Raw genomic sequence first — 21,896 nt, 5'->3', positions numbered from 1 at the left:
GTTTGAAAAATAGCGAAGTGTGTATACAGAAGGAAGTGGTTGTTTACGGACAGTTAATCGGGGATAAAGGGAGTGAGTTTGTTTCATACTAACATACAGATATTGCACTTAAAGGAGCATTCGTATGGGACACTCACATGATCATGGTCATTCAAAAAATAAAAAGGCGTTACTAATTGCCTTCGTATTAACGACAAGTTTTATGATTGCTGAAGTTATTGGGGGATTTGTAACAAATAGTTTAGCACTACTATCTGACGCGGGGCATATGCTAAGTGATGCGGTATCTTTAGCTTTAAGTTTACTTGCGTTTAAGCTTGGAGAAAAAACAGCAACAACTGCGAAAACATACGGGTATAAGCGAGTCGAAATGTTAGCGGCATTATGTAACGGTGTCGTTCTTATTGTCATTTCAGTATACATTTTTATTGAAGCAATTCGCCGTTTTAAAGAACCAGTTGAGATTGCTAGTAATGGGATGCTTATTATTGCTGTACTTGGTCTGCTTATTAATATTTTATCAGCTTGGATATTAATGAGAGGCGGAGATGTGAAGGGAAATTTGAATTTAAGAAGTGCTTTCTTACACGTATTAGGCGATCTATTAGGATCAGTCGGAGCGATTATTGCAGCGCTATGTATTAAATTTTTCGGATGGACTGCTGCAGATGCGATTGCTAGTATTCTTGTGTCTATTTTAGTCATTATTAGTGGGTGGCGTGTAACACGTGATACGGTTCATATATTGATGGAAGGTGCACCGCAGCACATAAATGTTGAAGAGGTAAAAAATACATTATTAAATATTTCGGTTGTAAAAGAAGTTCATGATTTGCACATATGGTCTGTCACATCTGATTTTCAAGTATTAACTTGCCATTTGATTATTAAAGATAATGAAACGCAAAGTGTATTAAAAGAGGCTACGGATGTATTGAAGGAGAAATTTCATGTAGAACATGTCACCATTCAAGTAGAAATAGATGGTGAATTTAATCATAGTGAGACAACTTGCAAAGTATGAAAGAAAAAGGATAAGAAAATGTGTCATAACATTTTTCGCACGGCATACATATATATAATGTGGCCACAAATACTTTGTAAGGTAAATATTTCATGAAATTACTTTACTTATAAAGAGTCATCTTTTATAATCAAAAGTGGTAATTGATAAAGATTATCATTTTCAATGATCGTAGAAAGGAGTTTTTTAAAAGATGAGTAGTCAACTCCGTTTTGCTGTTGAAAATCGTAAGAGGCATTTAATTGATGAGTTAATTGGAGCAGGTGTGTTTAAGATTCGTGACCGACAATTATACGAGCTGTCTTTAGAGGAATTGGAAAAAGAGTATGAGGACATGGAAGATTATGCAGATATTCAGGCATAGCTATATAGATTAGTAAAAGGTGAGCTGGTTACGATTTTGTGTAACCAGCTCTATTATTATTTTGTAGAAATTATTTTTTGTATTTCTCTCATTGGACGAAGCCAGTTTTGAGACATCATTTGTTCCATTTGTTTTTCGTCCTGCTTCTGCAGTGCTTGAATGATAGAATGATGTTCTTCAATAGATTGACTTGCTGGAACAAAGTTTTGGAAAAACAAATATTCAAGGCGTAAAACGTGAAGTTGCATATTTTCTAAAAAGGGTTCAATATATTGGTTTTTAGCAATAGAAGAAATTGTATTGTGAAATTGTATATCTAGTTCTAAAGCTTGTTTTGCGTTTTTTTCCTCTATAGAGCGCTGGAAATCATCATTTATTTCAGAAAGTAGTTTCAAATTAGCGTCTGTAATGTTTTGAAGTGCTTGCTTTCCTATAATAGAGTGAAGACCAGCCATCGTTTCATAAATGATAGGAATGTCGTCTAACTTAATAGGAGCAATTTTTGTTTTTTGCCCAGGTACCATTTCCACTAATCCAGAAAGCTCTAATATTTGAAGTGCTTCTCTTACAGGTGTTCTGCTTACTCCTAGTGCTTCAGCCAGTTCCCCATCATTAATTTTTTCATCAGGCTGCAGTACACCTTCAATAATCCAATCTTGTAGTTGATTTAAAACGATTGATTTTGCTGAAACTCTTCCTTGTTTTTTATAATTTTGAGGGATAGGCATAGTGAATTCAATCCTTTCATTGTATATTTTCCGTTTTCTCATGAACAAGCTTTAATTCGGGTTTCCCTTCATCCGGTTTTTGGCTTAAGATAAGCACCATTACAATGACACAAAAAGCGCCCAATAACTGAAAAGATTGAAATGGTACGTGTAATATAAGTACAGAAGAAATAATAGCTGCGAGTGGTTCTGTACAACCGAATAATGTCGTTTCTTTCGGAGTCAGGTATCGTATGCTGTCTAAGTATAAATAAAATGCAATAAGTGTCCCGAAAATGACGACAAATGTGATAAGCGGTAGGGTACTTAGTTTTACATATTTCATAGTTGATAATAAAATGAATTCTTTTGTAGAAATAAAGTGTAGTAATGTTACACCAATACCCCCAATAATCATGCCCCATCCAACGATAACAGAAGAAGACCATCTATCTAGTAATTCCTTTGAATATAAACTATAAAAAGCAAGAGATAATCCAGATAAAATTCCCCAAATAATAGCTGGTGTAGAAACAGCCAAGTTATGAACAGACCCGTTTGTTAGCAAGAGGAAAGTTCCTACTAATGAGAGGGCAATTGAAATAAAATCAATTTTTGATGGACGAACGTTCCATTTGAAAAGTAAGTATACAGTGATAAATATAGGAGCTAAATATTGTAATAGTGTTGCGACGGCGGCATTGCCTTCTTTAATAGAAGCAAAATACGTGTACTGTACTGCAAGCATACCGAATAGGCCAAACAATACCATTTTATAAGCATCAGATCTTTGTTTCCATATGCCGAATATTTCTTTTTTTCTCGTTCCGAATGCCGAAATAATGAGCAAGATAACACCGGATATAAGCAATCGAATAGTAACTAACCATTCAGTAGAAACGTGTTCATATTGGAAAAGTTGTTGTGCAGCTGTCCCGGACAATCCCCATAAACAAGCCCCAATTATAACCATAATGATTCCTTTTAAGCGATTTGGATCCATAAGGTATATAGTCCTCCTTTCAAAAATATATATTGGATACAATATGCAATATATCACGTAATGGAGTGTAAATAAACTGAAATTTCTAATTGAAAACATTTTTTATTAAGAACGATGAACTTTTTATGTGGTAAAATATTCTAGAAAGGTTGGTGGTAATATGCTAGCGGGATTTTTGGTTTGTTTATTTGTTGGATTATTTATAATTTTTTTAGGATATCAAATACATGTGAAAAAGCGATTGTTTTTGTTGGCAGGTTATCAGGAAGAAACGTTTGTTGGAGATAAAAATAAATTAGCGAAGCTTTCAGGGATGTTTTCCTATATAGTCGGAGTTAGTACAATAATATTACCATTTGGCCTAGAAAAAATAGGTGATGTGGTTGGGATCGTATATACTGCATTAGTTGTTTTAGGTACAATTGTGTTTATTATTAAAGCGAATCTGTTGAATAAGAGTGCTATAAAGTAGAAAAGGCTTCATTTTACGGAAGCCTTTTTGTTGTTGATTATGAAGTGTAAGTAAAAGCTGGAATAGGATCAACAAATGTATTCCAGTTTTGTTCCATTTCTTTTTCTGTTAATAGACAATCATCTAATGATTGTTCAATCAGAGAATGATTCATATCAACGCCGATAAATACGAGTTCACTTACTCGATCTCCGTATCGTTCATCCCAATTTTTCAATACTTCAGGTTCTTCTGTAAGGACTTGTTTTCTTTCGTTTTCGGGTAGTGCTGCTATCCATTCGCCGGCTCCTTGAATTGTAATAGAGGAACCTGCTTGAGATAGAAGCCCTATCATATTATTACGAGATGCGAGCCAGAAAAAGCCTTTCGCTCTTACAACATCTACAGGCCATTTTTCTAACCAATTCATAAGGCGTTCAGGATGGAAAGGGTATTTACGACGGTATACAAAGGAATTGATACCGTATTCTTCCGTTTCGGGTGTGTGATGTTCACTATTTAATTCTTGCATCCAGCCCGCCGATTGACTGGCTTCCTCATAATTGAATAAATTTGTATTTAAAATTTCTTGCAGTGGTACGTTGCTAAATGAAGACTCAATAATTTTTGCACTAGGGTTTAGTCTCTTTAGTAAATGATGGAGTTCTATCACATCTTCTTTTTCTAGTAGGTCTACCTTATTAAGGATAATTACATTTGCAAACTCAATTTGATCTATTAATAAATCAATAACTTCTCGTGTATCATTTTCATCAATTGCTTGTTTTCGGTCTAGTAGACTTTCTCCATCTGCAAAATCATCCCAAAATCTATTTGCATCTACAACTGTAACCATCGTATCGAGGCGACAATTTTTCGTTAAATCAATGTTAAGAACGTCGTCTGTATAAGTAAAGGTTTGGGCAACTGGAATCGGCTCACTTATACCGGAAGATTCAATAACTATATAGTCAATATCACCGTTTTTAACAAGCCGATTCACTTCTATCATTAAATCTTCTCGTAGTGTACAACAAATACAACCATTTTGAATTTCTACTAGTTTTTCCTCTGTGCGTGAAAACCCACCTTTTTTTATAAGGGACGCGTCAATGTTTACTTCACTCATATCATTAACGATAACAGCTACTTTTAAGTTATTTTTATTAGTCAAAATATGATGCAGTAAAGTGGTTTTACCAGCTCCTAAAAATCCACTTAATACAGTAATAGGTATTTTTTTCATGAAATAATCTCTCTCCTTTAAATCGTAATGATTACGTTTTATATTAAGCGATAAAAAATAAAAAATCAACAATAAATCATAACGATTACGATTTAAGAATAGAAATAAACTATAAAATTTGTGTTGTAGTAGTGTAGGGCATTTGGACAAGCATACAATTTAATATGAATAAAGTGGGGGGATAATGTTGGTCTTTAATAGAGCTTCAAAAGAATTAATAGGAATAGTCCTTATTGCTATTTTTCTTTTTTTATTATTTTTTGTAGATTTTACAAGTTTAGCAAATTTACATAAAGGTATGCCAAAAGAATGGTTGAATATGAATACGGTGTTTTTAAGTATTATATTTGAAGCAATACCCTTTATTTTATTAGGGGTAATTGTTTCTTCTCTCATTCAAGTGTTTGTGACAGAAGATATGATTCAAAAAGTAATGCCGAGATCTCCAATTGTTGCAATGATTCCAGCAGTATTTGTGGGAATTATTTTTCCAATGTGTGAATGTGTCATTATACCAATCGTAAGAAGACTTATTCAAAAAGGACTCCCTCTTCATATAGGAATTGTAATTTTACTGAGTGCACCTATTATGAACCCGATTGTTCTTTTATCTACCGTATATGCATTTCAAAAAAATGATGTAATTGTATATGCACGCTTTGGGATAACAATTTGTGCGGCGCTATTAGTAGGGCTAATTGTGTATTATTTCTATCGCGGGAAAAATGTTTTAAAAGACATAAAGGAACCGATTCAAAAAAAAGAAAAAAGGGGCTGGAGGAATGTTGTGAATCACACTGTAGATGAGTTTTTTGATACGGGTAAATATTTGTTGGTTGGTGCTTTTTTTGCGAGCGTATTTCAAACATTTTTTGATCGAAATGTACTTGATACAGTGGCGCATAATGAAGTGATTTCCCCAATTATTATGATGGGATTGGGCTATGTTTTATCCATTTGCTCAGCAGCAGATGCATTTATAGCGGCATCTTTTGGACATGTTTTCTCTGTAAAAGCACTTCTCGCATTTCTTGTGTTTGGGCCTATGCTTGATATGAAAAATACGTTCATGCTATTTGCGTATTTTCAAAAGAGATTTGTATTCTTTTTGATTGGAATTATTATTTTATCGGTGTACACAATTGTGCAAATTACAACGTTATAGGAGGTGTGAAACAGTGGAGAAAAAGGAACAGAAGGCCTATCATCGCTATATTCGTGGCATTATATTAATTGGTTTAGCAATGCTCTTATTTAAACTACTTGTAACAGGGAATATTTATAATTTTATCGCTCCAAAAATGATTAAATTTACGTATATAGCTTTTGTAGTAATTTTACTTCTTGGTTCGTTACAGGTCTGGGGAGATGAGAGAGAGGAACAAGATAATTGTAATTGTTGTGTGCATCATAGGGAATTGAAATTGGGGCTGAAACGATACTTTGTATATGTTTTATTTGTTGTTCCAATTATTAGCGCTTTTCTATTTGGCGGTGTAACAATTGATGGAAGTTTAGCGGGGAAAAGGGGTATGAATCAAAGTGTACAGGCGAGAAGTATGGAAAAGAACGAAAAAGAGGGAATACAGGCAAATTTTGATTGGAAAGAACAAGATGAAACCTCGAATTTAAAAGCGAATGATCAAGTGGAATCACAATTAGAAAAAAGTATGTTAGGGCAACGAGAAATACAAGTAGAGGATAAGGATTATGTACAGACAATGAATGCAATTGGCCAAGATGTAAATGGGTTTAAAGGGAAAGAAATTACATTCTCAGGATTTATATATAATGATAAGGATGTGACGGGTGATAAAGCGGTAGTGGCGCGATACGGTATAACTTGTTGTATTGCGGATGCATCAGTCTGGGGAATGATTGTTGCAGGGGAAAACGTAAAAAAGCTCCCGGAGGAAACATGGGTGAAAATAACAGGTTTGTTAGATGAAACGACATATAAAGGTACACTATTTCCACTTGTCAAAGTAAGCAAAGTAGAGAAAATCAATACGCCTACAGATCCATATGTATATGATGCTTTACCTCAATAAGAAAGAGTAAATTCTTCATCTTTTTATGAAATAAAATCATAATTACAATGATAAAAAAATAAAGATAAGAGTAATTTGGTTTGTTAAAAATATATGTAGAAGGAGAAATGTGATGAGCTGGGTTACTCATAAACCAACATTTGAATTTGACAATTATAGTCATATTATTCGGGCACAATCTGCGTGGAGTGGACATTTAGATTTTGCATATGATTTAGTACGATTTGAAAAACCAGAAACTTTGGTTGAGTTAGGTACACATCTAGGCGCTTCTTTTTTTAGCTTTTGTCAGGGGGTAAAAGATGGTGGGCTAGCTACGAAGTGTTTTGCTATAGATACTTGGGCTGGAGATGGGCATACAGGTCCATATGGAGAAGGCGTTTTTCAAATAGTAGAAAAAGTGGTGAGCGATAACTACCTTAATATAGGGAATTTAATTCGTTCTACTTTTGATGATGCTGTAGATCAGTTTCAAGATGAAACAATAAATCTTTTGCATATTGATGGCTATCATACGTATGAAGCTGTTTCTCATGATTATAGAACGTGGTTACCTAAAGTCGCGAAAAATGGTATTGTATTATTTCATGATATTGAAGTTAGAAGTGGTGATTTCGGCGTGTATAAGTTTTGGAATGAGGTCAAAGCGCAGCATCCTCATTTTCAGTTTGAGCATTCATATGGACTCGGAGTGTTATTTCCGAAAGGTTGTAGCGATAAGTTTGTTGAAATACTTAAAAATAAAGACGAAATACAAAATATGTATAAATAAAAGTGGAGCATGCATCATTTTAATGATGTGTGCTTTTTTTGTGGAGAAAAATGGTAGTCCTTAAAAGGTGAGGATAATAGTAAAAAAATTTGTTATGGCAAATATTAAAAAAGTTATTCTTGAATTGTTCTATCTAAATAAAAATGTAACATTTTTTATATTTTCCATTGCGAAAAGTAACATCTACTTTTACAATAGAAAAGGTGTCCAATATATTATACTGGAAAAATAAATCGAAATAATATGAAAATTTTGTTTTGTCTTCGCTAATTGTATATTACATACATGTAAGACGACATACGTCATGTTATCGACTTGTAAGGAGAGAAAAAAATGAAAAGTGTAAGATTACCATCGATGCTAGAAATCATAGTTCTTTTATTACTATTTCTTGCTGTTGTCTTTTCCTTCCAAACGATTTTTGATCTCCCAATTCAATTAGCGCTATTTATTTCATGGTTTTTAGTAATTGCGCTTGGATTAAGATTAGGATTTCGTTATCAAGAATTGCAAGATGCAATTACGAAAGGGATTTCTAACGGATTAGAAGCAATACTGATTTTAGTTGCAGTAGGTGCTTTAATTGGAACTTGGATTGCAGGTGGCGTTGTACCAACATTAATCTATTATGGATTAGAATTTATTCACCCTAGCATATTCCTATTAGCAACATTAATTATTTGTTCGATAACTTCTATCGCGACAGGAACATCATGGGGAACAGTTGGAACAGCAGGTATTGCTATGATGGCGATTGGTGAAGGGCTTGGCTTACCACTTCCACTTGTTGCTGGTGCAGTTCTTTCAGGAGCTTATTTCGGCGACAAATTATCACCACTTTCTGATAGTACAGTTCTTGCAGCTTCTATGGCAAAAGTAGATGTTATTGCTCACGTTCGAGCTATGCTCGTATTAGATGTTCCGGCTTATATTATTACTAGCATTATGTTTACTGTAGCTGGTTGGATGTACGGCGGCGATAATGTAGACTTGAATCGAGTAGAGTTTTTAAAAGAAGCTTTATTAAAGGAATTTGATATTAAAATATGGATGCTTGTTCCGGCGGTCATTGTTATTGCTTTATTAGCGATGAAGAAACCTTCTATGCCAACAATTGCAATGGGAGCTTTAATTGGTGCGATTTGGGCAACTCTTTTCCAAGGAATGAACTTTGGAGAGGCGATTGGAACAGCGTATAACGGATTTTCAATTCAATCTGGTGTTGAATTTGTTGACAAGTTATTAAACCGTGGTGGAATTAACGGTATGCTTGGCTCAGTAGCCGTTATTATTTTCGGTTTAGGATTTGGTGGATTACTTGAAAAATTAGGTGTTTTAAAAGTAATCGTATCAAAATTCGAAAAGAAATTAAATTCTGCAGGTAATGTAACGTTGTCTACATTAATCGTGGCATTCTTAGCAAATATATTTGGTTGTGCGATGTACGTATCACTAATTTTAACACCAAAAATCATGGAAGATAGCTATGATAAATTAAAAATAGATCGACGTGTATTAGCGCGTAACTCAGAAGTAGGTGGAACGCTAACTTCAGGTATGGTTCCATGGTCTGATAATGGTATTTTTATGGCTGGTATTTTAGGTGTAGCAACGTTCTCATATGTTCCGTTTATGTGGTTAAGCTTTGTTTCATTAATCTTAGCAGTTATTTACGGATATACAGGCAAATTCATTTGGTATGTGGATGATGCAGATAAAGGAAAGCAAGCATCATAAAATGAAAATCACCTTCTACAACATGTAGAAGGTGATTTTTTTATTTGGTAATAGTATTTGCTAAAGTTATTTCGTTCTCATATTTAGCAATTTTTTGTTGTATCTTTTTTAAGTTTTTTTCAGTGTCTTGAATGAGCTGTAAGACATTGGCCTCCTGTTGTTTCATTAATTCCAACCGTTGAAGGATAGTAGGCTCTCCCTCCATAGACCAGTCGATGAATTGTTTTATTTTTTGAATGGGCATACCGGTGTTTTTTAAGCATAAAATCATTTCTACATATTTCAGTGCTTCTTCGTCAAAAACTCGATCTCCTTTTTCATTTCTTTGAAGAAAAGGGAACAGTCCTTGTTTATCGTAATAACGTATTTGAGAAATAGTTAAGTGTTGCATTTTGGCGACTTGACCGATCGTATAATACATAGAATTCATCCTTTTACTACCAAGTTATAATTCCATCTTTATTTAGTATTTTACCATTATAGTTTGTTTCACTTAATGCATATTTAATAATAATTTTAGCACTTTCATTGGTCGTATGGCCACCTGGGGAATTATCATTAAGGTCAGTAGTTGTAAAGCCGGGAGTTACTCCGAAAATTTCTGGGCCGTTCGTACTAAATTCTTTACTAAAAGCTAATGTTAAAGCATTAATAGCTGTTTTTGAAGAATTATACCCTAATGCATTAATTGGATGTGTTTCACCGTTAGCAAACATTGTTAATGAAGCCATGTCAGTTGTTACATTTATAATTTTACTGTTGCTTGATTTCTTTAATAATGGTAAAAAGGCTTGCACCATTTGGAATGTTCCGAAAAAGTTAACTTCAAATCCTTGGCGTAAAATTTCAATATTTAATTCACTAGGTAGCGTATGGAAGTCGAGTGCTATGCCTGCGTTATTGATTAATAAATCTAATTGGTCAGTCGTTTCGTGGATTTTCTTGATTGCTTCTTGAATGGATTGAGCACTAGAAATGTCTACTTGAATATAGGAAACGTTTGGAACATGTAAGGATTCTACAGCTTGTTGACCAAGTTGTTTATTACGAGCGCCTAAAAATACGTGATAATCTTTTTCTGCTAATTGACGAACAATTTCATATCCAATGCCTTTATTCGCACCTGTTATGAAAGCATATTTTTTCATATTGAATTCCTCCAGTATTGTTATAGTAGGTTACAAAGGAAAGGATACAGCCTAAACTTAAGTTTAGGTCAAGAGGAATTTTTAAAAATAAATATAAAATATCTATATATATGAGTGAGAATTCTTATCATTTAAGAGGAAGTCTGTTATTATAAGAAATGTAGGTATTTTATTTTCAAGGGGATGAAAAAATGGAGTACAGAATTGAAAGAGATACAATAGGAGAAATAAAAGTTCCAGCTGATAAATTATGGGCAGCACAAACACAACGTAGTAAAGAAAACTTCCCGATTGGAACAGAGCAAATGCCGCTTGAAATTGTAAAAGCATTTGCCATTTTAAAGAAGAGTGCAGCACTTAGCAATCAAAAATTAGGAAAGCTATCAGAAGAAAAAGCAGAAGCAATTGTGGCAGCAGCTGACGAAGTGATGGCAGGGAAATGGAATGAACATTTTCCGCTTGTCGTATGGCAAACGGGTAGTGGTACACAGTCAAATATGAATGTGAATGAAGTAATTGCAAATCGAGGGAATCAGATTTTGAAAGAGAAGGGATCTGACGTACATATTCATCCGAATGATGATGTGAACATGTCTCAAAGTTCAAATGATACATTTCCAACAGCGCTTCATGTAGCATGTGTAATTGCAGTAGAAAATCACGTATTACCAGCAATTACGAAATTAAAAGAAACGTTAGCAGAAAAAGTAACTGCATTTGAACATATTATAAAAATTGGTCGTACACATTTACAAGATGCGACACCGTTAACATTAGGACAAGAAATTAGTGGATGGCACCGTATGCTTGAAAAAACAGAGCGTATGATTGCAGAGAGCAATACATATATGAAAGAGCTTGCGATTGGTGGTACTGCAGTTGGAACAGGTATTAACGCTCATCCTAAATTTGGTGAGATGGTATCTGAGGAAATTAGCCAATTTACAGGTAAGCAATTTATTTCTGCACCAAATAAGTTCCATGCATTAACGAGCCATGACGAAGTTGTATATACACATGGTGCATTAAAAGCATTAGCAGCGGATTTAATGAAGATCGCTAACGATGTGCGCTGGCTGGCAAGTGGTCCACGTAGTGGTCTAGGAGAAATTATTATTCCGGCAAATGAGCCAGGAAGCTCTATTATGCCAGGTAAAGTAAATCCAACGCAAAGTGAAGCGTTAACGATGGTTGTAGCGCAAGTGATGGGAAATGACGCAACAATCGGATTTGCTGCGAGTCAAGGAAATTTTGAGTTAAACGTATTTAAACCTGTTATTGCATATAACTTCTTACAATCCGCTCACTTATTAGCAGATGCAATTGTTTCATTTAATGATAATTGTGCAGTTGGTATTGAAGCTGATGAAGAAGTAATCAAAGAGAATGTGAATCGTTCATTAATGCTTGTAACAGCATTAAATCCGCATATCGGATATGAAAATGCAGCGAAAATTGCGAAGCATGCTCATAAAGATGGGTTAACTTTAAAAGAAGCAGCATTGCAATCTGGACTACTAACAGAAGAACAATTTGATGAAATTGTCGATCCTAAAAAAATGATTGCTCCGAAAGAATAATAGAAGAAGCCAAGGTTCTTAGTATAGAATCTTGGCTTCTTTTATTATTCCTTTTATGTTTCATCCACTTGCACTCCTACAAGCTTCAAAATATATTATTTGTTAGCAGGCATATTCATTACTTTCATATGTGGACAATTTTCTTTTAAGAGTGAAATGAACTTTTCTTCTTCTAGTGGTACAAAAGCGGTTACTGAGTCAAATAAATTGTAATGGATTTCTAATTGCTGTCTAGTCCATTTTTTTGAATGAAGTGTTTTACCAGAGTATTTAACGTGACGAATATCTTCAAATGGAATTTCAGTATGAAATATGAAACCGTGTTTTACAATAAGAGATGATGCAGTTATATTGTAGTGAGAAAAATAGAATGAAGAAAGATTCACTATATTTAGCAGCATCATGAGAGTGAAAAAAATAGAATTTTCATTTTGGAAGAATAGCGAAACGAGAAAAATAATGATAAATAATGTAATAAAAATGATGTGAAATGGATTCTTTTTCGCTTTAAATTTCAAGTTAGTCACCTCGGTATACGTGTACTGTAACTAAATTAAATCACAACATCGTAATAAAACGTGTGAATATGCAGAATTGCATACTCACACGTTTTATTATTCATGTAAAATTTCTTGAGGGAATAAATTCAAAAGAAGTTTTGTAAAAGTGGAGTGGCATGAAGTGACTGACAAGAATAGAAAGATAGCGTTAGTTATAATTAGTTGTATGATGATTATAGGTAGTTATGCTAATAAATTTGTTGAAGATAGAAATCGAAAGCATACATTTGTACAAGCGAGTAAGGTTTTAGTAGAGACTGTAAATAGAATATATAAAAAGTAAAAGGTGTTTTCTTATACGGAAACACCTTTTTTGTAGTTAAAATTGAATGTACTTTCTCCCAATGTCCATATTCACTAATCGCATATGTATTTTTTGCGATTTGCTTAATGGTAAACCACGGGTCTTGTAGAATATTTAGCTCCTATTTCACATCTTATAAAATGAATTTATATAAACACATTCGCTTTTCATTGTATTAAATTCTTTTAATAGACGTTTTTGTAAAAGTTTATAAAATAGGCAAACGAAACATTGAAATGTTTATTTTAATTGTGTTAAGATGATGAAGTGGTAATAAACAATATTGAGATTTGTCTGTTTTTAAATAAACATTTTAAAGGAGTGTTTAGTATGAGTGATATTTCAGAGAAGTTTTGGGATGCTTCGGTAGAAGAATTGAAGAAAGGGTATGTATTTGAAGCGGAAGCAGAGGAATATATTTGTTTAGCTTGTGGAGAGGCATTTATTAAGGGCGTAATTTATCAAGATAATCAAGTTTTGTATGAAGCAGAGAAGTTTGTACAATTGCATGTGCAAAATGAACATACGTCTATGTTTGATTATTTATTAAATCTTGATAAGAAGTATACAGGCTTAACTGATTTGCAAAAGAAAATGGTTCAGTTTTTCCATATGGGGCTGAATGATAAAGAGATTGTAAAAGAGATGGATGGCGGAAGTACTTCAACCATTCGCAATCATCGATTTACACTTCGAGAGAAAATGAAGCAAGCGAAAGTGTTTTTAGCTTTAATGGAACTGTCAGAAGAAAAATCAAAAGTACAAACGAAATTTGTACCCATTCATAGAACAGCGACGATGGTAGATGATCGCTACAATATTACGGAAGAAGAAAATGATGAAGTATTAAAAGTACATTTCACAGAAGGATTAGATGGACCGCTTTCTAAATTTCCGAAAAAACAAAAGCGTAAATTAATTATATTACGCCATTTAGTGACGAAGTTTGATAGTAATAAAAAGTACACTGAAAAAGAAGTAAATACTGTCATAGAAAGTGTATATCCGGATTTTGTAACGTTAAGAAGATATTTAATTGAATATGGGTTTTTAGATAGAACAGCTGATGGAAGCCAATATTGGGTGAAGTTATAATCCATACGGAAAAGAAAATGAATAGAAGCACATTATAATAACAACTATACAAAGAGATAGAAGTTGAAAAACAGATTTTTAATAAAAGGAGAAATGAAATTTGAAACCACCTACAGATAACAATAAAGAAGGTGCGGAGTCACATAAGTTAGAAAGTGAGAGTAAACCGATTTGGAAGTCGATGTCCATGTTTTTAGTACCGTTACTATTAAGTAATGTATTACAATCGATTGGACAATTATTCGGTATGGTAGTAGTAGGAAGATGGCTTGGAGTTAATGATTTAGCAGCCATATCAGCATTCTTTCCTCTATTTTTCTTACTCGTTTCATTTGTAATTGGTATTGGTTCAGGTAGTTCTATTTTAATTGGTCAGGCGTTTGGCGCTAAAAACGAAGATCGTTTAAAAGCTATCGTTGGTACGACGCTGACATTTACCTTTATTATTGGAGTTGTGTTGGCGATAGTAGGCAGTATTTTTGCAATGGATATTATGCGCCTTATGGGAACGCCAGAAAATATTATTGAAATAAGTGTACATTACGCACGGATATTATTTATATCGATGCCAGTATTATTTTTATATTTCGCATATACAACATTTATGAGAGGTACAGGAGATTCTAAAACGCCATTTTACTTTTTAATTGTAAGTACAGCACTAAATATGATCTTATTACCAATTCTTATTTTTGGATGGTTAGGAGCTCCGAAATTAGATGTGTATGGAGCAGCGTATGCTTCTGTTATATCTACAGTTATTACGTTTATCGTTATGTTAGTGTATTTAAAGAAGAAAAATCACCCACTACAATTAGATAGTACGGTAAGGAAATATCTTCGCATGGATGGGGAGTTATTGAAGCTATTGCTACGACTCGGTATTCCGGCGAGTATTAATATGATATTAGTTTCATTATCTGAAATTGCGGTCATCGCGTTTGTAAATCGTTACGGTTCGGATGCAACAGCAGCTTATGGCGTCGTGAACCAGGTTGCAAGTTATGTACAAATGCCAGCAGTTAGCCTTGGTATTACAGTTTCCATTTTTGCAGCACAATCAATTGGGGCAAATCAATTTGATCGATTACAGAAAGTCGTGAAAGCCGGAATTATCATGAACTATGTCATCGGTGGTGTGTTAATATCTCTTATTTACTTGTTCTCAAGAGACATACTATCACTATTTTTAACGAGTCAAACTACAATTGATATTGCTCACAGCCTTGTTATGATTACATTATGGAGCTATTTAATTTTCGGGCATGCGCAAATTATTAGTGCGACAATGCGAGCAAGTGGTACAGTATTATGGCCAACTGTTATCGGCGTTGTATCAATTTGGCTTGTTGAAGTACCTGTAGCGTATTACCTTTCTTATCATACAAGTCTTGGTATAGAAGGGATATGGATTGGGTACCCAGCAGCATTTATTGTCAGCTTGGTATTACAGTATGCATATTATAAGTTTTCATGGCAGAAGAAACGAATTACACGATTAGTGAGCTAAATCATGCAAATGTCCCTAAGTTATTATACTTAGGGACATTTTTTGTAAGTGTAGGTTTATAAATAGCTTTTTAAAGTGATATCAAAATGTTGTCTAATGAGTTTGTTATCACTCATATAAAACTCCCACGCTTTTTCAGGTTCACCGATAATTTCAAAAGATTCTTCTGTAATATATAAAGCACAATTATCCTCTAGTGCAATTCCTTCTATATTACCTTGATGATTTTGTAAAAAGGAATGGAAGGCGTTCATTCTATTTAATTGATTATAATGTGGACAAAATCTTTTGTTCACAATCCCCCAGCCGTTGCTTTCTATATAACCAGAATCTTCATAATCTGAGCGGATACTAGATGTGAACCAACACATAGCACCAGCACTACATCCTGCGATGAGAGTTCCTTGTTGCAAAGCAAATAATAATTTTTCGTCTAGTTTATGTTCTTTCCATTGTGTAAGCATGTGAATATAGTTCCCGCCACCGAGATAAATTAAATCAGCTGATTGAATCATTTCATCTATTTCATATTTAGAAGGTGTATCAGCTATAGTACGTAAAATTTGTACTTCACAGTGTAATTGTTTTTCGAACGTATCTAAAAATAGTTTTATATAGCTTTCATCATCATGACTTGCTGTAGGAATGAATAATACTTTTGGATACTGTTTATTTGTTAATGCTATAAGTCGCTCATTAATAGGCGATTGATTTGAATCTTGTAAATCACCGCCACCAATGACAGCTAATTTCATAGTAAAGCACCACCTAATCATTTTTGTTATATAAAAATTCGATAGAAGAGAGTTACATTCCTTCTGTAATGTAATGAATAAGTAGAAAATATAGTTTAAATATATCGGAATAGTAAAGCAGAGGCTGGTTACATAGAGAAATGAACTAGAAACAATTTATTGATATATAATACTTCATACTATTGTTTCAAAATATGGAAACAATATGTTTAAATGGATATAACGAAGCATGAATTCATATTGAATGAGTGCTTATACTTAAAAAAAAAATCGGAAATAATAGAGATTTTACAAATGAGTTTTTACTTTTTATAGGAACTTGTATTACAATATGGTAAAATTATTTCAGTATATTTATTTAATATAAAAATACAAAGAGGGAGCGTGAAAAAAGTGGATTTTCGATTTGAATTTACAACGAAGGTGAAAGAATACTTAGATGATGAGAAGGATGAAAAAATAATAAAAGATGGACATAGAGATATCATTTTTCAGTATTTATACCCATTAGAGAGTGAAATTGGCATTTATAAAAATCCTAACTTTACTTTTTTGGCATCAGGAAGACGCTCGCATATCGTATTAGAAAATGTTGAATTTAAAACAGAGGTAAATGTAAAAAGTAACATCATTGAAATTACAAAAATAGTGGATAATGTCGTTATTCCGTTAGATACGATCGTAGCGAAAGATCGGGAATTATTTGCACTTGGGCGTAATGAGAAGTTTAGTGTACAAATATTAGAGCAGTATCTGTTTGAAACATTTGGAGAGAAGCTAGGATTATAAGGAATGGAATGGAATGGCGTACGTATTTAGGGTAGTGAATTTTCGTGTATATCATTCGCATTTGACCTTTCATTTAATTTGTACTACAATTCGTAGTGTGAAAGGAGCCATACTATGTTTACTCAAAACTATAAGTTAAATGAGCAAGGGTTAAATCATTTCTTTGGACCGCTTGAAGCGAAGATTATGGAGATTGTTTGGTCTAACGAAGGTATTACAATTAAAGAAGTGCAGCAGAAATTAAGTGAAGAATCACCTGTGAATTTTAATACTGTAATGACAGTTATGAACAGGTTAGTAGAGAAGTTACACTTAGAAAAACAGACTGTGAAAAGAAGTGGCATATATCGTGCTATACAAACGAAAGAAGAATTCTTATCCAATCAAACGAAGAAAATGACACAGGAATTGATGGGGGAGTTTGGAGATTTAGTTGTAAATCATATGCTAGATGAGTTAGAACAGGCTGATCCGATTTTAATAAAAAAATTAGAAGACAAATTGAATCAGTTAAAAAAAGAGGATCAATAAAATGAAATGGCAAATGCGTAAAATCGTATTGTTAGCAGTAATTGTTAGTACCCTCTTTTTCAGTATGTTAGTGTATTACGTTACATATCCATTTCTGTTTCAAAATAAGGCGTTCTTTCTTTCAAAGTTTTGCTTGTTCCAGTTAGAACAACATATGAAAGAATTATCGCTCATTCGTATTATAATTGCTGGATTACTATTACTTACTGTACTCATAGTTTGTAAAAGAATTTGGCGACAATTTTTCTATAGTAAAAAATTACAAAAAGTACTTATCCCTTTCATTCGAAAAGGAAAACAAATATATATATTGCCGACCTCGGAAGTTGCGGCATTTACAATTGGGTTATTTCGTCCGAAAGTTGTCATGTCAGAAGGGATGCTTCAAACATTTTCAGATGAAGAAATGGATGCAATTATTTTTCATGAAGAATATCATCAAAATAATCGAGATCCGTTAAAATTATTTTGTTTTACGTTATTAGCAGAAGGAATGATATACATCCCGATATTAAAAGCGCTATTGCAACGCTATCATGTGTATCAGGAGTTAGCTGCAGATAAATATGCAATGCGAAAAATGAAATCTAAATTCGAGTTAGGTAGCGCATTATTAAAATTAATTAAAATAAAGACAATGGAAAATAGATGTGTTACAGCTTCATTTGCAAAAACAGCAATAAATTTACGAATCAATCAAGTGTTAAATGAAAAAGTCGTAAAGCTTACTATTCCATTACATACGAATTCAGTATATGTAACATTAGCTTTATTCTGTATATCGGTTGTACTTATTGTCGGAGAGTGCATATAGCCTCTTTTTTTAAAGATTAACACTACCCATTGTAGTGTGTTTGGGGGAATAAAATGAATGCAGCAGATTTAACAATTTGGCTTGTGGCTGGGGCGGGAGTATTGTCATTTATATCACCGTGCTCTTTACCGCTATATCCATCTTATTTATCTTATATTACAGGTGTGTCTATTCAAGATTTAAAAGAAAATCGTGGGATTATGCAAAAATCAGCGATTATACATACCGTATTTTTTATAATTGGATTTTCGGTTATATTTTACGCGTTAGGTTTATCGGTAAGTTGGATTGGAATAACATTTTCATCTAACCAAAAATTGATTCAACAAATTGGTGGGATTTTTATTGTTTTAATGGGGCTATTTATGACGGGCTTGTTTCAGCCTAAGTGGCTTATGGCAGAGAAAAAGGTGCAGTATAGAAGTAAATCGACTGGATATATTCGCTCGATTTTAGTCGGTATGACATATGCAGCGGGTTGGACGCCATGTGTTGGACCGATATTTTCAGCTGTACTCATGCTTGGGGCGACGAATCCTGAAGGTGCACTTCTTTATATTACAGCGTATACGCTTGGATTTGCGGTTCCATTTTTCGTGATGGCATTCTTTATTGGGAAGGTAAAATGGATTGTTACATATGCCAATGTCATGATGAAAATTGGCGGTGGAATGATGATTGTAACAGGTATTTTATTGTATACAAATCAAATGACGAAAATTACAGCATTCTTTATTCGTCTGTTTGGTGGATTTACAGGTTTTTAATAATGAGGAGGAAAAAAAGTGAAGAAACTAATTGCGATTATACTGGCTGGTGCACTAATTTGGGCCGGGGTTAACTTTTATAATACAAAAAAAGAAGAAAAAGAAAGAAAAGCAAAACAAGCGGAGTTACAAGAAACAGAAGTATTACCACAAGTAGGGTTTAAAGCACCAAGCATAACGTTAAAAGGATTAGATGGGAAGCTGCATTCGTTAAATGATGCAAAAGGAAAACCGTATCTTATTAATTTTTGGGCATCGTGGTGTGGACCATGTGAAATGGAGGCACCTGACTTAGTTCATATGTATGACAAATATAAAAAGGATGTTGAAATTTTTGCGGTAAATGCAACTATCGGAGATCCAGTACAAGAAGCGAGCGCATTTGCAGATCGTCACGGATTTAAGTTTCCTGTTTTACTAGATATGGACGGAGTAGCTGGATTGGATTATAAAGTATTTTCTTTACCAACGACATTTTTTGTTAATAAAGATGGAATTATCGTAGAGCAAGTACGAGGCGTATTACCTCCAGATCAATTAGAAGAGAAATTTAAGAAATTAATTGAGAGTTAAGAGGGGATTTCATAGTGATGGAGTGGATCGTGAGGTTACAACCCGTATCTCTTATAATTGGAAGTCTATTTGGATTTATGTTGATGAAACGCAAGATGAAGAACGAAAGTGTACCATATGAAAAAATGATGGATGCAGTAACAAATGCTTTTCTTATCATCGTATTTGTATGGAAATTTGCACCGGCAATTTTAAATCCAGTATGGACTATTAGGTCACCATTGCAAGCATTATTAGCTATAGGAAGCATGAAGCATATTATAGCAGGATGTATAATTGCGAGTGCATATATTGTTTGGAAAAGTAAAAAGGAGCAATTTTCGCATCGTATTTTACTTGATACATTACCTATTGGACTATGTATGAGTATTATTTTTTATTTTCTATTCCACCAAAAAATAGGTGTACAAACGACATTGCCTTGGGGAATGAAAATATATGAATCTAAATTTTTATATCATCCTATATTCGTATACGAAATCATCCTTGCCCTTTGTATAATGGGCTTGTTATGGATGAAAAATGAAAGGCTCGGAAATGGAAAGAATATAAGCGTTTTTCTAATTGTTGAGGGGTTTGCTCATATTATTATTTCGCTTGTTAGTGAACAGAATTCGGTTCTATTTGGTTTATCAGCACAGCAAATAATGAGCTTCTTTGTTATTAGTTTAGGGATTTTGTTGGTGCCGAAAAAATAAGAGGTATGCATGTATGAAATTTTCATACATGCATACCTCTTTATAATTGGGATTGTGAGCTTTTTTGAAAAAAATGAATGGTCTTCTTCCACGAATCAATACTAGCAAAAGCGTTATCTTTTTTGCTCCCCTGATTATAATTTATTCTTAAATAAGGGATGCCGATAGAATGTCCAGCCCCTTTATATACGAGTTGTTTATAAAAATGAGGAGAATGAAATGTATCCAATCTATCAATCGCTTTTTTTGATAATCTTACAATATTAGCTTCATCTTCTTCACCAGCAATTAGCAATACATCCCCATTAATTTTTTCAACTGGTATAGTAGCATTCTCTACAACTATAGAATCTGAAGTTAAAGCATTATACCACTTTCGATAGGGCATACCCCTATGTTCTTCAAACATTTTACGACATTCGAGTGCGACGGTGATGGGATTTACCGGAGATGCATAAGGTAATGCTTTTCCTTTATATGTCCAAGCAGGAGGTAATGTTGTAGCATTAGACCACGGTACAATCCCACTTAATGCAATAGATGAACCGTTTAGAGAAGTAACAGCTTTTATTTCATGGAAAAAGCATGCTGATAAAAGGGCTAGTTCACTTCCTCGAGAGGTCCCATGTATACCTAACCAATTGTTGGTGACTTCTTCTCGTTGTTTCATCCACTCAATGGCTGTTTTTATGTATTCAAGGGGAATTTCTACAAGTTGTTTTGGTAGATTATCGATTCCGAAATAAGCGAGGGTGAGTACTGAAAAATTATGTGATGCAAGTAAAGCGGAAAGGTATTCATTTAATCCACCCTCTGAACCGCCGAGTACAATAATTCCTGGATGCGCTTTCTTATTTTCGTTGTAGAAATAAGTAGCGACCAACCCATTTTCTCTAATTGGATACCGAACGATTTGTTTTGATTTCCATAATCTTGATATGTTTATTTCATCAATAATAGATCCATCAATTTCGAGTGATAAAGTTAAGTTTTGAGGCGACAGTGGATTCTTATCATTTTGCGTAGACTCGTAACGTTCGCCTATTTTAATAATGTCTAAGGACCAAAATAATCCCATTCCATCCACCCCTGTATAAGAGCCAGTAATGGGCGCTTGTTCAGTAAGGTTTACATTACCATCTTTAGTTGCAATAAAGGTAGCATTTGATTCTAAATATATATCATTTATTCCCTCGGCAATTCTGGAGGCTCTTATTGTTACTTCTTGTAAAGGTTCTAATCCAGTTATATAAATTTGAACGGGAGAATCAATTAATGAGATTGACGAATTAACATGAATACGGGGTTTCGTTTTTTTGTGAATGCTCATTTCATAACACCTCAATATAAATTATATATAACAAGTTTTCTCCGAATAACAAAATAGACCTCTACTGTAAATAGAATTTTATTAATA

General features: G+C 33.7%; 25 protein-coding genes. 17 read left to right on the top strand and 8 right to left on the bottom strand.

What is annotated here, in order from left to right; genetic code table 11:
- The first annotated feature begins 124 nt into the window (after nucleotides 1–124).
- Nucleotides 125–1,024, top strand: a complete 900-nt coding sequence (locus tag KVT31_RS07670) for a cation diffusion facilitator family transporter (RefSeq protein WP_088095906.1) — start codon at nucleotides 125–127, stop codon at nucleotides 1,022–1,024.
- A gap of 193 nt (nucleotides 1,025–1,217) precedes the next feature.
- Nucleotides 1,218–1,388, top strand: coding sequence for a Fur-regulated basic protein FbpA (gene fbpA, locus KVT31_RS07665; RefSeq protein WP_000098301.1), 171 nt, complete (start codon nucleotides 1,218–1,220; stop codon nucleotides 1,386–1,388).
- Nucleotides 1,389–1,444: 56 nt separating this feature from the next.
- Here the strand turns inward: fbpA and KVT31_RS07660 are convergent, their stop codons facing one another.
- Entirely contained in the window at nucleotides 1,445–2,116 is a 672-nt protein-coding gene (locus KVT31_RS07660) for a GntR family transcriptional regulator (RefSeq protein ID WP_088095907.1), read from the bottom strand.
- A 16-nt stretch (nucleotides 2,117–2,132) separates the two neighbouring features.
- Nucleotides 2,133–3,098: a DMT family transporter gene (locus tag KVT31_RS07655; RefSeq protein WP_088095908.1), complete on the bottom strand. Its 966-nt coding sequence runs from the start codon at nucleotides 3,096–3,098 to the stop codon at nucleotides 2,133–2,135.
- Nucleotides 3,099–3,258: 160 nt separating this feature from the next.
- Between KVT31_RS07655 and KVT31_RS07650 the strand changes: the two genes are divergently transcribed.
- The gene (locus tag KVT31_RS07650; protein WP_088095909.1) at nucleotides 3,259–3,570 is read left to right on the top strand and encodes a DUF3784 domain-containing protein; all 312 of its coding nucleotides are present in this window, start codon (nucleotides 3,259–3,261) and stop codon (nucleotides 3,568–3,570) included.
- Between the two features lie 37 nt (nucleotides 3,571–3,607).
- Here the strand turns inward: KVT31_RS07650 and KVT31_RS07645 are convergent, their stop codons facing one another.
- On the bottom strand, nucleotides 3,608–4,795 hold the full coding sequence (locus KVT31_RS07645; protein ID WP_088095910.1) for a GTP-binding protein: 1,188 nt from the start codon (nucleotides 4,793–4,795) through the stop codon (nucleotides 3,608–3,610).
- Between the two features lie 187 nt (nucleotides 4,796–4,982).
- Here KVT31_RS07645 and KVT31_RS07640 point away from each other — a divergent pair, with 187 nt between their 5' ends.
- The 4 genes from KVT31_RS07640 to nhaC all read left to right on the top strand — a co-directional run bounded on the left by KVT31_RS07640 (nucleotide 4,983) and on the right by nhaC (nucleotide 9,355).
- A complete protein-coding gene (locus KVT31_RS07640) occupies nucleotides 4,983–5,960 on the top strand; it encodes a permease (protein ID WP_088095911.1) in 978 nt (325 codons plus the stop codon).
- A 13-nt stretch (nucleotides 5,961–5,973) separates the two neighbouring features.
- Nucleotides 5,974–6,846 (top strand): TIGR03943 family putative permease subunit, encoded by an 873-nt coding sequence (locus tag KVT31_RS07635; protein WP_088095912.1) that lies wholly within the window; start codon nucleotides 5,974–5,976, stop codon nucleotides 6,844–6,846.
- A 112-nt stretch (nucleotides 6,847–6,958) separates the two neighbouring features.
- Nucleotides 6,959–7,618 carry a class I SAM-dependent methyltransferase gene (locus tag KVT31_RS07630; RefSeq protein WP_088095913.1) on the top strand — a complete coding sequence of 220 codons (660 nt, stop codon included), beginning with the start codon at nucleotides 6,959–6,961 and terminating at the stop codon, nucleotides 7,616–7,618.
- Nucleotides 7,619–7,951: 333 nt separating this feature from the next.
- A complete protein-coding gene (nhaC, locus tag KVT31_RS07625; RefSeq protein WP_088095914.1) occupies nucleotides 7,952–9,355 on the top strand; it encodes a Na+/H+ antiporter NhaC in 1,404 nt (467 codons plus the stop codon).
- A gap of 40 nt (nucleotides 9,356–9,395) precedes the next feature.
- Here nhaC and KVT31_RS07620 read toward each other — a convergent pair whose 3' ends face one another.
- Together KVT31_RS07620 and KVT31_RS07615 are read right to left on the bottom strand one after the other, a co-directional pair.
- Nucleotides 9,396–9,776, bottom strand: a complete 381-nt coding sequence (locus tag KVT31_RS07620) for a MerR family transcriptional regulator (RefSeq protein WP_088095915.1) — start codon at nucleotides 9,774–9,776, stop codon at nucleotides 9,396–9,398.
- A 16-nt stretch (nucleotides 9,777–9,792) separates the two neighbouring features.
- Entirely contained in the window at nucleotides 9,793–10,503 is a 711-nt protein-coding gene (locus KVT31_RS07615) for an SDR family NAD(P)-dependent oxidoreductase (RefSeq protein ID WP_088095916.1), read from the bottom strand.
- Nucleotides 10,504–10,694: 191 nt separating this feature from the next.
- On the opposite strand from KVT31_RS07615, the gene fumC reads away from it, so the two are divergent.
- Nucleotides 10,695–12,083 carry a class II fumarate hydratase gene (fumC, locus tag KVT31_RS07610; RefSeq protein ID WP_088095917.1) on the top strand — a complete coding sequence of 463 codons (1,389 nt, stop codon included), beginning with the start codon at nucleotides 10,695–10,697 and terminating at the stop codon, nucleotides 12,081–12,083.
- A gap of 95 nt (nucleotides 12,084–12,178) precedes the next feature.
- Here fumC and KVT31_RS07605 read toward each other — a convergent pair whose 3' ends face one another.
- Nucleotides 12,179–12,601: a PH domain-containing protein gene (locus tag KVT31_RS07605; RefSeq protein ID WP_088095918.1), complete on the bottom strand. Its 423-nt coding sequence runs from the start codon at nucleotides 12,599–12,601 to the stop codon at nucleotides 12,179–12,181.
- A gap of 163 nt (nucleotides 12,602–12,764) precedes the next feature.
- Between KVT31_RS07605 and KVT31_RS30195 the strand changes: the two genes are divergently transcribed.
- The 3 genes from KVT31_RS30195 to KVT31_RS07590 all read left to right on the top strand — a co-directional run bounded on the left by KVT31_RS30195 (nucleotide 12,765) and on the right by KVT31_RS07590 (nucleotide 15,552).
- Nucleotides 12,765–12,926: a hypothetical protein gene (locus tag KVT31_RS30195; RefSeq protein WP_226545457.1), complete on the top strand. Its 162-nt coding sequence runs from the start codon at nucleotides 12,765–12,767 to the stop codon at nucleotides 12,924–12,926.
- Between the two features lie 351 nt (nucleotides 12,927–13,277).
- Nucleotides 13,278–14,042 carry a DUF2087 domain-containing protein gene (locus tag KVT31_RS07595; protein WP_088095919.1) on the top strand — a complete coding sequence of 255 codons (765 nt, stop codon included), beginning with the start codon at nucleotides 13,278–13,280 and terminating at the stop codon, nucleotides 14,040–14,042.
- 100 nt (nucleotides 14,043–14,142) lie between these two features.
- Nucleotides 14,143–15,552: an MATE family efflux transporter gene (locus tag KVT31_RS07590; RefSeq protein ID WP_088095920.1), complete on the top strand. Its 1,410-nt coding sequence runs from the start codon at nucleotides 14,143–14,145 to the stop codon at nucleotides 15,550–15,552.
- Between the two features lie 56 nt (nucleotides 15,553–15,608).
- On the opposite strand, the gene KVT31_RS07585 is transcribed toward KVT31_RS07590, so the two are convergent.
- Nucleotides 15,609–16,307, bottom strand: coding sequence for a peptidase E (locus KVT31_RS07585; RefSeq protein WP_088095921.1), 699 nt, complete (start codon nucleotides 16,305–16,307; stop codon nucleotides 15,609–15,611).
- A gap of 393 nt (nucleotides 16,308–16,700) precedes the next feature.
- On the opposite strand from KVT31_RS07585, the gene KVT31_RS07580 reads away from it, so the two are divergent.
- The 6 genes from KVT31_RS07580 to KVT31_RS07555 all read left to right on the top strand — a co-directional run bounded on the left by KVT31_RS07580 (nucleotide 16,701) and on the right by KVT31_RS07555 (nucleotide 20,479).
- Nucleotides 16,701–17,096: a DUF3942 family protein gene (locus KVT31_RS07580; protein WP_140392413.1), complete on the top strand. Its 396-nt coding sequence runs from the start codon at nucleotides 16,701–16,703 to the stop codon at nucleotides 17,094–17,096.
- A 114-nt stretch (nucleotides 17,097–17,210) separates the two neighbouring features.
- On the top strand, nucleotides 17,211–17,627 hold the full coding sequence (locus KVT31_RS07575) for a BlaI/MecI/CopY family transcriptional regulator (protein WP_088095923.1): 417 nt from the start codon (nucleotides 17,211–17,213) through the stop codon (nucleotides 17,625–17,627).
- A 1-nt stretch (nucleotide 17,628) separates the two neighbouring features.
- Nucleotides 17,629–18,441 (top strand): M56 family metallopeptidase, encoded by an 813-nt coding sequence (locus KVT31_RS07570; protein WP_088095924.1) that lies wholly within the window; start codon nucleotides 17,629–17,631, stop codon nucleotides 18,439–18,441.
- Between the two features lie 53 nt (nucleotides 18,442–18,494).
- Nucleotides 18,495–19,208 (top strand): cytochrome c-type biogenesis protein CcdA, encoded by a 714-nt coding sequence (gene ccdA, locus KVT31_RS07565; RefSeq protein ID WP_065212091.1) that lies wholly within the window; start codon nucleotides 18,495–18,497, stop codon nucleotides 19,206–19,208.
- 18 nt (nucleotides 19,209–19,226) lie between these two features.
- Complete coding sequence (locus tag KVT31_RS07560; RefSeq protein ID WP_088095925.1) at nucleotides 19,227–19,781, top strand: TlpA family protein disulfide reductase; 555 nt, start codon at nucleotides 19,227–19,229, stop codon at nucleotides 19,779–19,781.
- 17 nt (nucleotides 19,782–19,798) lie between these two features.
- On the top strand, nucleotides 19,799–20,479 hold the full coding sequence (locus tag KVT31_RS07555) for a prolipoprotein diacylglyceryl transferase family protein (RefSeq protein WP_088096208.1): 681 nt from the start codon (nucleotides 19,799–19,801) through the stop codon (nucleotides 20,477–20,479).
- A gap of 40 nt (nucleotides 20,480–20,519) precedes the next feature.
- Here the strand turns inward: KVT31_RS07555 and KVT31_RS07550 are convergent, their stop codons facing one another.
- Nucleotides 20,520–21,809, bottom strand: a complete 1,290-nt coding sequence (locus KVT31_RS07550) for an acyl-CoA thioesterase/bile acid-CoA:amino acid N-acyltransferase family protein (protein WP_088095926.1) — start codon at nucleotides 21,807–21,809, stop codon at nucleotides 20,520–20,522.
- Between the last annotated feature and the right edge of the window lie 87 nt (nucleotides 21,810–21,896).

The organism is Bacillus sp. GbtcB14, assembly GCF_019091205.1.
GTDB lineage: Bacteria > Bacillota > Bacilli > Bacillales > Bacillaceae_G > Bacillus_A > Bacillus_A cereus_AG.
Note: the sequence above shows the minus strand (reverse complement) of the source record. Positions and strands in the feature narration are given on the sequence as shown.

Coding starts and splice junctions, on each gene's coding strand:
- KVT31_RS07670 (WP_088095906.1), top strand. CDS start 125: ATGGGACACTCACATGATCATGGTCATTCAAAAAATAAAAAGGCGTTA.
- fbpA (WP_000098301.1), top strand. CDS start 1,218: ATGAGTAGTCAACTCCGTTTTGCTGTTGAAAATCGTAAGAGGCATTTA.
- KVT31_RS07660 (WP_088095907.1), bottom strand. CDS start 2,116: ATGCCTATCCCTCAAAATTATAAAAAACAAGGAAGAGTTTCAGCAAAA.
- KVT31_RS07655 (WP_088095908.1), bottom strand. CDS start 3,098: ATGGATCCAAATCGCTTAAAAGGAATCATTATGGTTATAATTGGGGCT.
- KVT31_RS07650 (WP_088095909.1), top strand. CDS start 3,259: ATGCTAGCGGGATTTTTGGTTTGTTTATTTGTTGGATTATTTATAATT.
- KVT31_RS07645 (WP_088095910.1), bottom strand. CDS start 4,795: ATGAAAAAAATACCTATTACTGTATTAAGTGGATTTTTAGGAGCTGGT.
- KVT31_RS07630 (WP_088095913.1), top strand. CDS start 6,959: ATGAGCTGGGTTACTCATAAACCAACATTTGAATTTGACAATTATAGT.
- nhaC (WP_088095914.1), top strand. CDS start 7,952: ATGAAAAGTGTAAGATTACCATCGATGCTAGAAATCATAGTTCTTTTA.
- KVT31_RS07620 (WP_088095915.1), bottom strand. CDS start 9,776: ATGTATTATACGATCGGTCAAGTCGCCAAAATGCAACACTTAACTATT.
- KVT31_RS07615 (WP_088095916.1), bottom strand. CDS start 10,503: ATGAAAAAATATGCTTTCATAACAGGTGCGAATAAAGGCATTGGATAT.
- fumC (WP_088095917.1), top strand. CDS start 10,695: ATGGAGTACAGAATTGAAAGAGATACAATAGGAGAAATAAAAGTTCCA.
- KVT31_RS07595 (WP_088095919.1), top strand. CDS start 13,278: ATGAGTGATATTTCAGAGAAGTTTTGGGATGCTTCGGTAGAAGAATTG.
- KVT31_RS07585 (WP_088095921.1), bottom strand. CDS start 16,307: ATGAAATTAGCTGTCATTGGTGGCGGTGATTTACAAGATTCAAATCAA.
- KVT31_RS07575 (WP_088095923.1), top strand. CDS start 17,211: ATGTTTACTCAAAACTATAAGTTAAATGAGCAAGGGTTAAATCATTTC.
- KVT31_RS07570 (WP_088095924.1), top strand. CDS start 17,629: ATGAAATGGCAAATGCGTAAAATCGTATTGTTAGCAGTAATTGTTAGT.
- ccdA (WP_065212091.1), top strand. CDS start 18,495: ATGAATGCAGCAGATTTAACAATTTGGCTTGTGGCTGGGGCGGGAGTA.
- KVT31_RS07555 (WP_088096208.1), top strand. CDS start 19,799: ATGGAGTGGATCGTGAGGTTACAACCCGTATCTCTTATAATTGGAAGT.
- KVT31_RS07550 (WP_088095926.1), bottom strand. CDS start 21,809: ATGAGCATTCACAAAAAAACGAAACCCCGTATTCATGTTAATTCGTCA.